Source organism: Streptomyces sp. T39 (assembly GCF_008042045.1).
Taxonomy (GTDB): domain Bacteria; phylum Actinomycetota; class Actinomycetes; order Streptomycetales; family Streptomycetaceae; genus Streptomyces.
The window spans coordinates 967,381-979,880 of the sequence record NZ_RDBP01000037.1; the positions used below are offsets into that span (position 1 = coordinate 967,381).

General features: G+C 73.1%; 11 protein-coding genes and 1 pseudogene. 7 read left to right on the forward strand and 5 right to left on the reverse strand.

What is annotated here, in order from left to right:
* The 4 genes and pseudogenes from EAO77_RS40415 to EAO77_RS26930 form a co-directional block, all read left to right on the forward strand.
* A pseudogene (locus EAO77_RS40415) lies at positions 1-398 on the forward strand (histidine kinase); the annotation flags it as partial.
* Entirely contained in the window at positions 395-850 is a 456-nt protein-coding gene (locus EAO77_RS26920) for a roadblock/LC7 domain-containing protein (RefSeq protein ID WP_147990844.1), read from the forward strand. The pseudogene EAO77_RS40415 and the gene EAO77_RS26920, both read left to right, overlap by 4 nt.
* An 8-nt stretch (positions 851-858) precedes the next feature.
* A complete protein-coding gene (locus EAO77_RS26925) occupies positions 859-1,263 on the forward strand; it encodes a DUF742 domain-containing protein (RefSeq protein ID WP_147990845.1) in 405 nt (134 codons plus the stop codon).
* A complete protein-coding gene (locus EAO77_RS26930; RefSeq protein ID WP_147990846.1) occupies positions 1,244-1,852 on the forward strand; it encodes a GTP-binding protein in 609 nt (202 codons plus the stop codon). The genes EAO77_RS26925 and EAO77_RS26930 overlap by 20 nt, the downstream gene beginning before the upstream one ends.
* Before the next feature lie 209 nt (positions 1,853-2,061).
* Here the strand turns inward: EAO77_RS26930 and EAO77_RS26935 are convergent, their stop codons facing one another.
* A complete protein-coding gene (locus EAO77_RS26935; protein ID WP_147990847.1) occupies positions 2,062-2,409 on the reverse strand; it encodes a DUF962 domain-containing protein in 348 nt (115 codons plus the stop codon).
* Between the two features lie 31 nt (positions 2,410-2,440).
* The gene (locus tag EAO77_RS40420; protein ID WP_261994149.1) at positions 2,441-3,253 is read right to left on the reverse strand and encodes a M15 family metallopeptidase; all 813 of its coding nucleotides are present in this window, start codon (positions 3,251-3,253) and stop codon (positions 2,441-2,443) included.
* Between the two features lie 66 nt (positions 3,254-3,319).
* Between EAO77_RS40420 and EAO77_RS40425 the strand changes: the two genes are divergently transcribed.
* On the forward strand, positions 3,320-3,835 hold the full coding sequence (locus EAO77_RS40425) for an NUDIX domain-containing protein (protein ID WP_261994169.1): 516 nt from the start codon (positions 3,320-3,322) through the stop codon (positions 3,833-3,835).
* A gap of 101 nt (positions 3,836-3,936) precedes the next feature.
* Here the strand turns inward: EAO77_RS40425 and EAO77_RS26950 are convergent, their stop codons facing one another.
* On the reverse strand, positions 3,937-6,300 hold the full coding sequence (locus EAO77_RS26950) for a glycoside hydrolase family 31 protein (protein WP_147990850.1): 2,364 nt from the start codon (positions 6,298-6,300) through the stop codon (positions 3,937-3,939).
* Positions 6,301-6,529: 229 nt separating this feature from the next.
* On the opposite strand from EAO77_RS26950, the gene EAO77_RS26955 reads away from it, so the two are divergent.
* Both EAO77_RS26955 and EAO77_RS26960 read left to right on the forward strand, forming a co-directional pair.
* Complete coding sequence (locus EAO77_RS26955) at positions 6,530-8,506, forward strand: acetoacetate--CoA ligase (RefSeq protein WP_147990851.1); 1,977 nt, start codon at positions 6,530-6,532, stop codon at positions 8,504-8,506.
* Between the two features lie 110 nt (positions 8,507-8,616).
* Positions 8,617-9,525: a hypothetical protein gene (locus EAO77_RS26960; protein WP_147990852.1), complete on the forward strand. Its 909-nt coding sequence runs from the start codon at positions 8,617-8,619 to the stop codon at positions 9,523-9,525.
* Positions 9,526-9,613: 88 nt separating this feature from the next.
* On the opposite strand, the gene ptsP is transcribed toward EAO77_RS26960, so the two are convergent.
* Together ptsP and EAO77_RS26970 are read right to left on the reverse strand one after the other, a co-directional pair.
* Positions 9,614-11,284 carry a phosphoenolpyruvate--protein phosphotransferase gene (gene ptsP, locus EAO77_RS26965; protein ID WP_147990853.1) on the reverse strand — a complete coding sequence of 557 codons (1,671 nt, stop codon included), beginning with the start codon at positions 11,282-11,284 and terminating at the stop codon, positions 9,614-9,616.
* A gap of 93 nt (positions 11,285-11,377) precedes the next feature.
* Complete coding sequence (locus EAO77_RS26970) at positions 11,378-11,827, reverse strand: PTS glucose transporter subunit IIA (protein ID WP_147990854.1); 450 nt, start codon at positions 11,825-11,827, stop codon at positions 11,378-11,380.
* Positions 11,828-12,500: the final 673 nt, after the last annotated feature.

The window sequence follows — 12,500 nt, forward strand, 5'->3', positions numbered from 1 at the left end:
GCGCTCCCGGCCCCGGTCACCCTCGCGCACCCTGTCGCGGTCCTCGGGCCCGAGGGGGGCCTCCAGTTCGACCGGACCGTGCCCTCCCCGCTTCCGGCGCCCCCGCGGCGGACGGCCCCGCGACCATCGGCGGCCTGCCCCGGCGCGTCCGCCAGGCGAGCCTCGTCCCGCAGCTGCGCGGCACGGCCGACACCGGGACCGCACCCGCCCCGGCGGGCCCGCGCGACGACGAGCGGGACGCCGACGAAGTACGCGCCCGCATGGCGTCCATGCAGCGGGGCTGGCAGCGCGGCCGCAGACAGAACGCAGACGGGACCGGGGCCGCCCCCGGTACCGAGCGCACCTCCGGCCCCGGCCGGACCGCACCAGGAACGACATCTGAGGGGGACGGTCGATGACCGCACCGCACGCCGCAGCAGCAAGCGCCAACGGCACCCGGGTCGCCGGCCGGGGCTCCGGAGAGCTCAACTGGCTCCTCGACGAACTGGTCGACCGCGTCGCCAGCATCCGCAAGGCGCTGGTGCTCTCCAGCGACGGCCTGGCCACCGGGGCCTCCCGCGACCTCACCCGCGAGGACGGCGAGCACCTGGCCGCCGTCGCCTCGGGATTCCACAGCCTCGCCAAGGGCGTCGGCCGCCACTTCGAGGCGGGACAGGTCCGGCAGACGATCGTCGAACTCGACGAGGCCTTCCTGTTCGTGACCGCCGCCGGTGACGGAAGCTGTCTGGCCGTACTGGCGGACGCCGACTCCGACGTCGGCCAGGTCGCCTACGAGATGACGCTCATGGTCAAGCGGGTCGGCGCCCACCTCGTCACGGCACCACGGACCGGACCGGCCGCCGGGGGGTGACGGCAGCCATGAGTGACTCCGTCGGAAGAGCTCACACGCCGCACCACTGGATCGACGCGGATGCCGGTCCGGTGGTCCGCCCCTATGCCATGACCCGCGGCCGGACCGGCCACGACAGCCGGCTGCGGCTCGATCTGATCGCGCTGGTGGTCCCCGAGTCGGCGACCGGGGACCCCGGCGTGGACCAGACGCTGTCCCCGGAGCATGTCGAAATCGTCGAACGCTGCGGCGACACACCGCAGTCGATCGCCGAACTCGCCGCCGGACTCGACCTGCCCGTCGGCGTGGTCCGGGTTCTCGTCGGCGACCTGGTGGACGACGCCCTCGTCCACGTGACCCGTCCCGTACCTCCGGCCGAGCTGCCGGACGTGAGCATTCTGCGCGAGGTGATCAATGGCCTTCGGGCGCTCTAGCCGCCGGTCCGCCGCGGCGACCGAGCCGGTGACCTTGAAGGTCCTGGTGGCGGGTGGATTCGGCGTGGGAAAGACGACCCTGGTCGGCGCGGTCAGCGAGATCCGCCCGCTGCGCACCGAGGAGTCGCTCAGCGAGGCGGGACGCCCCGTCGACGACATCTCGGGAGTGGAGAGCAAGACGACCACCACGGTCGCCATGGACTTCGGCCGCATCACCCTGCGCGAGGACCTGATCCTCTACCTCTTCGGCACGCCGGGACAGGACCGTTTCTGGTTCCTGTGGGACGAACTCGCCCAGGGCGCGCTCGGTGCGGTGGTCCTCGCCGACACCCGCCGGCTCGAGGACTGCTTCGCCGCCGTCGACTACTTCGAGCGCCGGGGGATTCCGTTCGCGGTGGCCGTCAACCGTTTCGAGGGAGCGGACCACTTCCCTCCGGAGACGGTGAGGGCGGCGCTGGACCTGGACGAGGCGGTGCCGCTGCTGGTGGGCGACGCGCGCGACCGGGAGTCGGTCAAGCGGATCCTGGTGGCCGTCGTCGAGCACGCCCTCGTCCGCGTCGACCAGGCCCGCCAACCGGTCACCATCTGACCGGGCGCACGCCGGCACCGCGTCGCGGGACCGCCATGGGACGGCGCACGGCCCGTACCCCCACCGACCGGGGTACGGGCCGCGCCTGCGCCGAGGTGGCCGTAGACCCCCTCGCCGGAGTCGACCCCGGACAGGCCCCGGGACGGTCGGGTCCGCGGCGTGCGCCGTGAGGCACGCGCGCCGACGCTGCACGGGGCCCGGCAGGGACATCAGCCGTTCTCGGCGAGCCACTTCTCGGCGATCTCCGACAGCTCCGCGTCCCGGCCCGCCAGCATCATCCGGATCATCTGCGCGTCGCCGCGCAGCGACCACGCCGGATGCCCGAAGGTCGCCGGATTGTTCTTCTCGATCAGGAAGTGCGCCGGCCACGCGGTGCCGTAACCGATCAGCGGCAGGGCGGCCGCGTACCGCAGCCGCCCGCGCGCCAGGCCGTAGGCGGTGACGGCGAGCCCCGTCAGGGTGCCCGTCAGGTGCACCCAGCGGGTCGCGGCCCGCGAGTGCATCGCGACGTAGTACGGCCAGAACTCTTCGTACGACTCGAACGTGTGCTGCGTCATGACCGCACGGTAACTCCGCTCGGCCCGCGCGTCAGCCCCCGTGACCCCGCAGCGACCGCTCGGCCACCGGGAAGTCGAAGTAGGTGTCCGGGAACACCTCCGGCTTGTAGGTGAAGTGCCACCACTCCTCGGGCAGGTTCACGAAGCCCTCGGCCGCCAGCACGCCCTTGAGCAGCTGCCGGTTCGCCCGCTGGACGCCGCCGATCCGGGGGTCGTCGGTGTGCGAGAGGGTGTCGAAGCAGTCGTACCCGGTACCCATGTCCACGGAGTTGTCCGGGAACCGGTCCGCCTGCGGCGCATGGCACGGGGCCAGAGCCTCGCCCGGTACGTACGGCCTGGTGGGCGCGGCCGGCAGCCGCACGAGGGTCAGATCGACCGTGCTGCCCCGGCTGTGTCCGGACTTCTCCGCGATGTAACCGTCGGCGAACAGCCGCGACTTCTCCACCCGCGGATAGAACTCCGCCTTCATCCGCTCGTCCGCGAGATCCTTCGCCCACGCCACGAAGTGGTCGACGGCCCGCTGCGGCCGGTAGCAGTCGTACACCTTCAGCAAGTAGCCCTGCCGCAGCAGCGCCCGCTGCGCCCGCCCGAGCGCCTGCGCGGCGGGCCGGGTCAGGATGCACAGCGGCCGCCGGTAGCCGTCGACGGGCACGCCCACGAAGTTGTGCGGGCCCGTGTAGCGGATCTCGTGCAGGATCGTCGGCGCCACGGAGCGCAGATCGGTGAATTCCCTCGGAGCCTTCGGCTCCGGCTTCGCCTGCGCCGGCGCCTGCACGGACGCGGCGGCGATCAGACAGGCGGCCACCGCCGCTGCCCGCCGGAAAGCGGTTCCCAGTCGTGTCATGGGCCCACGGTCTACCAGCAACCGGCGCGCCGGGAAAGGGAGATCGGATACAGTCCGGCCGTGTCCATGGACTCCTACTGCGGCAACTGTGGAGCGCCCTGGGGCGCCGGAGCCGGCTGGCCGCGCACCTGCGCCTCCTGCGGCCGGACCGCCTACCGCAACCCCCTGCCCGTCGCCGTCGCCCTGCTGCCCGTCCGCGACGGCGACGGCACCGGGCTCCTGGTCGTCACGCGCGCCATCGAACCCGCCCGCGGCGGAACGGCCCTGCCCGGCGGTTTCATCGACCACGGTGAGGACTGGCGCCGGGCCGTGGTCCGCGAACTCGCCGAGGAGACCGGCATCCGGGCCGACGCACGCGACGTGCGGCTCGCCGACGCGCTGAGCTCACCGGGCGGACATCTGCTGCTGTTCGGCCTGCTGCCCGAGCGGTCCGTCGACGACCTGCCGCCCTCACGGCCCACCGACGAGACCGAGGGGCACCATCTGCTCCGCGCCCCGGCGACGCTGGCCTTCCCCCTGCACACCGTCGCGGCCGGACGCTGGTTCGCCGGCGACTACGCCGCCGCCCTCGCCGCCCCGTAGGTCCTTCCGTCCGGATCACGGGCATCGTCACGGATCCGGGACGGACCATCGGGGACGAGCCGGGGCGGACCATCGGGGACGGGCCGGGGCGGACGAGGCCGTCACGGCGCGGAGCCGGAGGGCGTCCCGTGAACGGGACCGCGCATCCGCAGCCCCGACGTGACCGGCACCCGGTCGTCGCCCACCCAGCGCTCGACGCCCACCCTGCCGTCCGCCCACCCGGTCGCGTACCGCTCGATCTCCGGCTCGGCCCAGCCGTCACCGCTGTCACGCACCACCAGCCCGCCGCCCTTGCGCCCCGGCGCCGGAGCCCACGCCTCCAGTTCCACGGCGCCGTCCGCACCCCGCACCGCCAGCACCGTCCCGGCCCTCGCCAGCACCGGAATGCGCGCCGGCGGCGCGTCCACCGTCACCGTCCCCGGCCCCTCGTGCACCCGCTCCGTCGCCGTGTCGTACCAGCGTCCCCGCGGCAGCCGCACCGCCCGGCACGCCGCCCCCCGCTCCAGCACCGGCGCCACCAGCAGCGAGTCGCCCAGCAGGAACGCGTCCTCGCAGTCCCGCAGCGCCCGGTCCTCCGGACACCCCCACCACAGCGGACGGACCATCGGCGCACCCGTCAGCCGCGACAGGTGCGCCAGGGACACCAGGTAGGGGCGCAGCCGTTCACGTTCCCGCAGCACCGCGGCCACCGCGTCCGCGTACCGGCCCGTGGCCCGCGGCACGCCGGCGGTCAGGAACAGCGGCAGAAACGCGCCCAACTGCAGGCCGCGCAGCCACAGTTCGCCCTCCCCATCGGCAGCAGGAGCGGGTGGCCCGGATGCGTCGCCCCCGGCCGCCGCGGTCCGTGCCCCCGCGAGCGGCACCCCGCTCAGCCCGAGCCCCAGCACCAGTGACAGCGCGGCACGCAACCCCGCCCAGCCCGCCGGGACCTCGTCGCACCAGGCACCTCCGTACCGCTGCATGCCCGCCCAGCCCGCGCGCGAGACCACGAACGGCCGCTCGGCCGGGCGGCAGCCGCGGAGCCCTTCGTACGCGGCCCGCGCCATCGACAGCCCGCCGACGTTGTGGGCCTCCCGGCCGTCCCCGCCCCGGCCCTCCAGCACCCGGGGAGCCGACCACGGCACAGCGGGAGCGCCCTCGGGAGCCGGTCCCTCCGGCTCGTGCCACACGCCCGAGAAGCCCTGCGCCGCCACGTCCTCGTACCACTCCGCCCACCACGCCCTGACCCGCGGATCGGTGAAATCCGGGTGTGCCCGCCCGTCCGCGCCGCGCACCACCCTGCCGTCCGCGTCCTTCACGAACACCCCGGCGGCCGCGCCGCTCCCGTAGACGGCACTCTCCGGCCGCGCCTCCACGGCCGGAGCCACCACCCGCACCAGCCGGACATCGTCCTCGGCCAGGTCCTTGGCGAGCACCGGGAGTTCCGGGAAGCGCTCCTCGTCCACCGCGAACGGCTCTCCCGCATCAGCGGCGCCGCCCCCCAGATGCACCGCGGACAGCGGCACGCTCCGCTCCCGGCCCTCCTCCGCCAGGTCCCGCACGCTCCGCTCGTCCACCGGCGGTCCGCCCGCGTGGTGACGCCCCAGCGCCCACGAAGGCGGCAGCGCCGGCGCACCCGTGAGCTGGGCGAAGCCGCTCAGCACCCGGGCCGGCGAGCCCACCACCACCCAGCACCGCAGCGGTCCGCCGTCCATCCGCATCTCGATCGTCCCCGGCCTGTCATGCCCCGAGCCCGCACCCTCCTCGCCCTCCCGGACCGTCACCTTCCCGCCCCACGTGGTGTCGTGGAACACCAGATGCGTCCCGGCGTCGGCCACCACCGTCTGCACCGGCATCGAGATGTACGGAGCGTCCTCCTCCGGCCCCGCGCCCGTCGCGGCGCCGCCGTTCCACAGCCGGTACGCCGTGTCCCGCAGCCGCAGCCCGGACGCCCGGCCCCCCAGCCCGAAGACCCGCGCGTCCGCCGGCACCTCGCTGCGCAGCGACCAGCGCGCGGGGCCGCCCGCCGCGGTCTCCCACCAGCGCGGCGGCAGGTCCCGGCGCAGCGCCACCCCGCCCGGCGTCCGTATCTCCACCCCGCCGTTCCGCGACACCTCCACGGTCACCCGCTCGGACACCACCCTCCAGCCGCCGTTCTTGTCCGGTTCGAGCTCCGCCCGCGGATCCGGCTCCGGCGGCTCACCGGCCAGCCCGTACGAGGGCGCCGGCTCCGCACCGTCCCACCCGCAGAAGACCGCGCCCCCGACCGCCACCATGATCCGCAGCTCCGAGCGGGCGAACCGGACCACTCCGCCGCCCGGCAGCGCCCGAGCCTCCCGCGCGGCCCCCGGCACCCTCGCCCGTTCCGGTCCGCGCTCCGGCAGCGCCGCCGCGCCGCCACGGCGCCGCCACGCCCGACGCACCTCCCGCATGCCCCGCAGCGGGCCGAAACTCTTCACCGAGCGCACCCGGTCACGACCGTCCATGCCGTTCACCCTGCCACCGGCGCGCCGGGCCGGGGGTGCTGTTCAACTGCCGTTCACCCGTGGTCGGAGCACATATGCGCCGCGCCGACCATGGGTGGGGAGCCCTGGTGCGCGGGACGATCACATGGCATCGTCCCTGTGAGCCCGCGTCCGCGCACACCCCGCACGGCCGCGGGCCGCGCAGACACCGCGCACCCACCGCGTACACAGACAGACCGGGAGCCGCCCCATGACCTCAGCAGCGAACACTGCCCCGCTCTGGCAGCCGGACTCCGACCGCATCGCCGCCGCCCGGGTCACCCGCTTCCAGGCATGGGCCGCCGAGCGGCACGGAGCACCGGCCGACGGCGGCTACGCGGCGCTGCACCGCTGGTCCGTGGACGAACTGGAAACCTTCTGGGCAGCCGTCGCCGACTGGTTCGACATCCGTTTCGCCACTCCGTACGAACGTGTCCTGGCCGAGCGCTCCATGCCCGGCGCCCAGTGGTTCCCCGGCGCCACGCTGAACTACGCCGAACACGCCCTGCGCACCGCGGATGACCCGGCACGGGCACATGAACCGGCCCTCCTCCATGTGGACGAGACACACGACCCCACACCGATCAGCTGGACGGAACTGCGCCGGCAGGTCGGCGCACTCGCCGCCGAACTCCGCGCCCTCGGCGTCCGCCCCGGCGACCGTGTCAGCGGCTACCTCCCCAACATCCCGGAGGCGGTCACCGCCCTCCTCGCCACCGCCGCCGTCGGCGCGGTGTGGACCTCCTGCGCCCCCGACTTCGGGGCACGCAGCGTCCTCGACCGCTTCCAGCAGGTCGAACCGGTCGTCCTCTTCACCGTCGACGGCTACCGCTACGGCGGCAAGGAGCACGACCGCACCGCGACCGTCGCGGAACTCCGCGGCGAACTGCCCTCGCTGCGCGCCGTCGTCCACATCCCGCTGCTCGGCACCCCCGCCCCCGAGGGGGCCCTCGACTGGTCGGCGGTGACCGCCGGGGACACCGAACCGGTCTACGCACACGTCCCGTTCGACCACCCGCTGTGGGTCCTGTACTCCTCCGGCACCACCGGCCTGCCCAAGGCCATCGTCCAGTCCCAGGGCGGCATCCTGATCGAGCACTACAAGCAGCTCGGCCTCCACTGCGACCTCGGTCCCGGCGACCGCTTCTTCTGGTACACCTCCACCGGCTGGATGATGTGGAACTTCCTCGTCTCCGGCCTGCTGACCGGCACCACCGTCGTCCTCTACGACGGAAGCCCCGGCCACCCCACCACCGGCGCCCAGTGGAAGATCGCCGAACGCACCGGCGCCACCCTCTTCGGCACCTCCGCCGCCTACGTCATGGCCTGCGCCAAGGCGGACGTCCACCCCGGCCGCGACTACGACCTCTCCCGGATCGGCTGCGTCGCCACCACCGGCTCCCCGCTGCCCCCAGACGGCTTCCGCTGGCTCCACGACGAGGTCGCCGACGACCTGTGGATCGCCAGTGTCAGCGGTGGCACCGACGTGTGCAGCTGCTTCGCCGGCGCCGTCCCCACCCTCCCCGTCCACATCGGCGAACTCCAGGCCGCCTGCCTCGGCACCGACCTCCAGTCCTGGGACCCCGAGGGCAAGCCGCTCGTCGGCGAGGTCGGCGAACTCGTCGTCACCAACCCCATGCCGTCCATGCCGATCCGCTTCTGGAACGACCCCGACGGCAGCCGCTACCACGACAGCTACTTCGACGTGTACCCCGGCGTCTGGCGCCACGGCGACTGGATCACCATCACCGCCACCGGCTCCGTCGTCATCCACGGACGCTCCGACTCCACCCTCAACCGCCAGGGCGTCCGGATGGGTTCCGCCGACATCTACGAGGCCGTCGAACGGCTCCCGGAGATCCGCGAGTCCCTCGTGATCGGCCTGGAGCAGCCGGACGGCGGCTACTGGATGCCGCTCTTCGTCCACCTCGCCGAGGGCGCCGAGCTCGACGACGGCCTCCGCGACCGCATCAAGCGCACCATCCGCGAGCAGCTCTCCCCCCGCCACGTCCCCGACGAGATCATCGAGGTCCCCGGCGTCCCCCACACCCTGACCGGCAAGCGCATCGAGGTCCCCGTCAAACGCCTCCTCCAGGGCACCCCGCTCGCCAAGGCCGTCAACCCGGGCTCGGTCGACAACCTCGAACTCCTCCGCTTCTACGAGGACATCGCCCGCAGCCGCGCCTGACCCCGGGCCGTCCCGGGCCCGCGGGCCCGCCGCCGGGCCGCCCCCGGCCGCGATGTCAGACCCCTCACCTAACGTGAGGGATCAGTGACACACGGCTCTCAGGGGGAACCATGACGCACACCGGCCCGACCACCCGACCCGGCGGCAACGCGGCGATCCGGCGCGCCCTGCGCCGCGAGGTCCCGACCACCCTCGGCATCCTCGCCGACCCGCGCGACTTCACCGCCATGCGCCGCTACCGCAGCTTCACCTTCCACGACCACGACGCCTACCTGCGCCAGTCCGACCAACTGCTGCGCAGCCTCTCCTCCCAGCACCTGCACACCACCCTCGCCCTCTTCGACCCGGACGAGTACGCGGACTTCTGCGAGGACACCGGCCTCGACGCCGACAGCCCCGCGACACGGAGCCGTTTCACCGCCGAACTCGCCCGCCGCGGCCCGGTCGTCCCCTACACGGGAGCACCCCTCGCGGACCTCCTGCCGCACCTCGTCGACACCACGGTCCGCCGCGCCACCCGGCACTACGCCACCGCGCTCCTCACCGACCTCGGCACCTGCGCGCAATGCGGCGAGGACATCGGCCGCGCCTCCTGCGCCCAGGCCTCCCGCCTCCTGACGCGGCTCCTCGACGTGGCCGGTCCCGGCACCCACCACCTCGTGTGCAGCGTCCCGGCCCCCGACGAGCAGCTCCTCGCCGTCCTCCACGCCGAGGGCGACACCACCGCGGCCGCCGCCCTGGACGCGGAGGAGGGCATCGAGTTCGTGACCGTCCTCGCCGCGGGCATCGCCCTGCGCTCCAGCGGAGGCGTCGTCCTGCGCACCTCCCGCCCCGGCGCCCCCGACTACCTGCACGGCTGGCGGCTCGAAGGCGGCCGGCTCACCCCGCTCACCGCGGGGGAGGTCTTCAGCGCCTACTGCACCGACGCTGCCACCGGCGACCCGCTGCCACCGGAGCCCGGAGTCGAGTACTGCGCGGGCTTCCCCGTCACCACCGCCGACCCCGGCGACCACCACTGACGCCCGGCACCGGGATCCCTGGCTCCCCGGGAAAGGGGAGAGGGCTTCCCGCCACCGGCGGAAAGCCCTCTTCACCCACGGCCCGGAGTCACTCGCCGGACAGCACCGCCTGCGCGGCCGACCGCGCCTCGTCGGCGGTGTCCGCCGCACGTGCCGCGGCCGCGGCACGCTCGCACTGCGCGAGCGTGTACTTCGCCAGCGTCGCCCGTACATACGGGATGGACGCGGCGCCCATGGACAGCGACGTCACACCGAGCCCCGTCAGCACACAGGCCAGCAGCGGATCGGAGGCCGCCTCACCGCAGACGCCACAGCTCTTGCCCTCGGCCTTCGCCGCCTCGGCGGACAGCGCCACCAGGTCCAGCAGCGCCGGCTGCCACGGGTCCTGCAGCCTGGACACCGCACCCACCTGCCGGTCGGCGGCGAAGGTGTACTGCGCGAGGTCGTTCGTCCCCAACGAGAGGAACTCGACCTCCTGAAGGATGGAGCGTGCCCGCAGCGCGGCCGAGGGGATCTCCACCATCGCCCCGAACTTCGCCTCCAGCCCCGCGTCCCGGCAGGCGTCGGCGAACGCCTTGGCGTCGGTCCGGTCGGCGACCATCGGAGCCATGACCTCGAGGTACACAGGCAGCCCCCGAGCCGCGGTCGCCAGCGCGGACAGCTGCGTCCGCAGCACCTCGGGATGGTCGAGCAGCGAACGCAGCCCGCGCACCCCGAGCGCCGGGTTGGGCTCGTCCGCGGGGGTCAGGAAGTCGAGCGGCTTGTCCGCGCCGGCGTCCAGCACCCGCACGACCACGCGTCCCTCCGGGAACGCCTCCAGCACCTGGCGGTACGCCTCGACCTGCTTCTCCTCGGAGGGAGCCTGCCTGCTGTCGTCGAGGAAGAGGAACTCGGTACGGAAGAGACCGACCCCCTCCGCCCCCGCGTCGACCGCCGCCGGGACGTCGCCCGGGCCGCCCACATTGGCCAGCAGCGGCACCTTGTGCCCGTCCGACGTCGCCCCCGGACCGCTGGAGGCGGCCAGCGCGGCCTTGCGCTGCGCGGCCGCGGCCTCCATCTCGGACCGCTTCTCCTGCGTCGGCTCGACGAAGATCTCGCCCGTACTGCCGTCCACCGCGATCAGCGTGCCCTCGGCCAGCTCCCCGGCGCCCGGCAGCGCGACGACGGCCGGCACCCCGAGCGCCCGCGCCAGGATCGCGCTGTGGCTGGTCGGCCCGCCCTCCTCGGTCACGAAGCCCAGCACCAGGGCCGGATCCAGCAGCGCGGTGTCGGCCGGCGCCAGGTCGCGGGCGATGAGGACATAGGGCTCGTCACTGTCGGGAACGCCCGGCATCGGCACCCCGAGCAGCCTGGCCACGATCCGGTTGCGCACGTCGTCGAGGTCGGCCACCCGGCCGGCGAGGTACTCCCCGGCTCCGGCCAGCAGCGCCCGGTAGGCGGCGAAGGCGTCGTACACCGCCCGCTCGGCCGTGCTGCCCACCGCGATGCGGCGATCCACGTCGGACATCAGCTCGGGGTCCTGGGCCATCATGGCCTGCGCCTCGAGGACGCCCTGCGCCTCACCGCCGGCCAGGTTGCCACGGGCGATGAGATCGGCCGCGACGGCCTCGACGGCCTGGCGGGCCCGCCCCTGCTCCCGCTCCGCGTCCTGCGGGGGGATCTGCTTGGCAGGCGGCTCCAGGACCGCCGTGCCCATGTGCCGCACTTCGCCGATCGCCACACCGTGGCTCACGCCGACGCCTCGCAGCGTTGTCTCCATGTCACCGTCTCCGATTCGGCGACGGCACTGTGCCGCCGCGGTGGATGTCCGACCGGACGGTGGCCGGCGTCCGCGGCCGGCCACCGTCAGAGGTCACTGCCAGCCGAAGAGGCTGTCGCCGACCTTCACGTCTCCGGCCTCGCGGACCTCGGAGAGGGAGTCGGGTGTGGCCTCGAGCGCCACGACGGGACAGATCGGCGACTTGCCCGCGGCCTCGACGGCGGACGGGTCCCAGCGGACCACGGCCTGGCCGCGCTCCACGGAGTCGCCCTTGGCGACGAGCAGTTCGAAGCCTTCACCGTTGAGCTGCACGGTGTCGATGCCCAGGTGGGTCAGCACTCCGTGTCCCTGGTCGTCGACGACGACGAAGGCGTGCGGGTGCAGTGAGACGACGATGCCGGATACGGGGGACACCGCCTCGGAGGGCCCGCGCTCGGGGTCGATGGCGGTCCCAGGACCGACCATCGCGCCGGAGAAGACCGGATCGGGAACTGCCGCGAGCCCGATGGCCTGTCCGGCGAGAGGGGACGTCACTGTGGTCATGGAGCCTCCCAGGGCGGGGATTTCGTACGGCGTCGTCACTGCCTGTACCGGACGACGCACCGTTCAGCAGGGTATGTCAGATGAAGTCCTGGTTCCGTCCGAGACGTACCAGTTGAAATGACCTAGGGGGCACCGGAAACGATTTGCCTCGTCTGCGTGCGACCTGTACTGTCGTACCCCTGCCTGGCCCCAACGCGACGTTGAGTCGGGGGTCGGCAGCGCTAACAAGCCGAGATCCTAACTGGTCTAAACCACTGCTGTCGGCAGGGTGGATGGTCAGGGGGGCCTGAAAAGCCTGATAGTGTTTGAAGCACCGAAGGGAAGCGCCCGGAGAGCCCGTGAAACGGCTTGAAGGAAGCGTCCGTTCCTTGAGAACTCAACAGCGTGCCAAAAATCAACGCCAGATATGTTGATACCCCGTCCATCCGGTTCGGATGGTCGAGGTTCCTTTGAAAAAGACCTGTCCGGTCCTCCTTGTGAGGGTGCGGGCAGGCGACACAGCGAGGACGCTGTGAACGGTGGGGCTTATTCCGCCCGACCGTTCCGCTCTAAGTGGTGTTCAACCGGATTACCGGTAGACATTCATGGAGAGTTTGATCCTGGCTCAGGACGAACGCTGGCGGCGTGCTTAACACATGCAAGTCGAACGATGCGGGCAGGCGACACAGCGAGG

Coding starts and splice junctions, on each gene's coding strand:
- EAO77_RS26930 (WP_147990846.1), top strand. CDS start 1,244: ATGGCCTTCGGGCGCTCTAGCCGCCGGTCCGCCGCGGCGACCGAGCCG.
- EAO77_RS26925 (WP_147990845.1), top strand. CDS start 859: ATGAGTGACTCCGTCGGAAGAGCTCACACGCCGCACCACTGGATCGAC.
- ptsP (WP_147990853.1), bottom strand. CDS start 11,284: ATGGAGACAACGCTGCGAGGCGTCGGCGTGAGCCACGGTGTGGCGATC.
- EAO77_RS26955 (WP_147990851.1), top strand. CDS start 6,530: ATGACCTCAGCAGCGAACACTGCCCCGCTCTGGCAGCCGGACTCCGAC.
- EAO77_RS26950 (WP_147990850.1), bottom strand. CDS start 6,300: ATGGACGGTCGTGACCGGGTGCGCTCGGTGAAGAGTTTCGGCCCGCTG.
- EAO77_RS26935 (WP_147990847.1), bottom strand. CDS start 2,409: ATGACGCAGCACACGTTCGAGTCGTACGAAGAGTTCTGGCCGTACTAC.
- EAO77_RS40425 (WP_261994169.1), top strand. CDS start 3,320: ATGGACTCCTACTGCGGCAACTGTGGAGCGCCCTGGGGCGCCGGAGCC.
- EAO77_RS40420 (WP_261994149.1), bottom strand. CDS start 3,253: ATGACACGACTGGGAACCGCTTTCCGGCGGGCAGCGGCGGTGGCCGCC.
- EAO77_RS26920 (WP_147990844.1), top strand. CDS start 395: ATGACCGCACCGCACGCCGCAGCAGCAAGCGCCAACGGCACCCGGGTC.
- EAO77_RS26960 (WP_147990852.1), top strand. CDS start 8,617: ATGACGCACACCGGCCCGACCACCCGACCCGGCGGCAACGCGGCGATC.
- EAO77_RS26970 (WP_147990854.1), bottom strand. CDS start 11,827: ATGACCACAGTGACGTCCCCTCTCGCCGGACAGGCCATCGGGCTCGCG.